Source organism: Psychrobacter sp. 72-O-c, assembly GCF_904846605.1.
In the GTDB taxonomy this organism is placed as follows: domain Bacteria; phylum Pseudomonadota; class Gammaproteobacteria; order Pseudomonadales; family Moraxellaceae; genus Psychrobacter.
Map to the genome: position 1 here is coordinate 1 of NZ_CAJHBI010000080.1, position 517 is coordinate 517.

Below are 517 nucleotides of genomic sequence, written 5' to 3' on the forward strand. Positions count from 1 at the left end.
GTGCGCCATACGCTGGAAGATTGAGCAGTTTCATAGAGAGATTAAACAGTTAACAGGCATAGAGTCTAATCAGTGTCGCAAAGCACGTATTCAACGCAATCATATTTGTTGTTCTATATTGGTTTGGATCTGTTTAACCCGTATTGCTAAGCAAACAAAGAAAACGGTATATCAATTAAAACATGGCTTACTTGATAACTACCTCTGCGAGCAGCTGCGCTCGCCTGGGTTGTTGGTTGCGTAAGTCCTAAAAGCTAAAACCTAGCAGCTATCTAATCTAAAAAGATCCATCCTAATATAGGGTGGTTTTTTTAACTTCGATTTAATGAATACTATAAAAATACTTTCAAAACCCCTTGACGCCCAATCAGAACTGCGTATAATACGCCCCTATCGGAACGGCAGCGGGCATTAAATTAAAGCTCGTTGGATTGAAAACTTAGTTAGTAACTTATCAACAAATCAATGATTTATTAATAAGAAACGAAATTAAGAAAAAGATTTAAACAGTTCTTGA

The 517-nt window shown here is 36.8% G+C and carries 1 pseudogene; it reads left to right on the forward strand.

Features of this window, described 5'->3' with window-relative positions:
- Positions 1-244, forward strand: a pseudogene (locus JMX97_RS13685) (transposase); the annotation flags it as partial.
- Positions 245-517 lie beyond the last annotated feature (273 nt).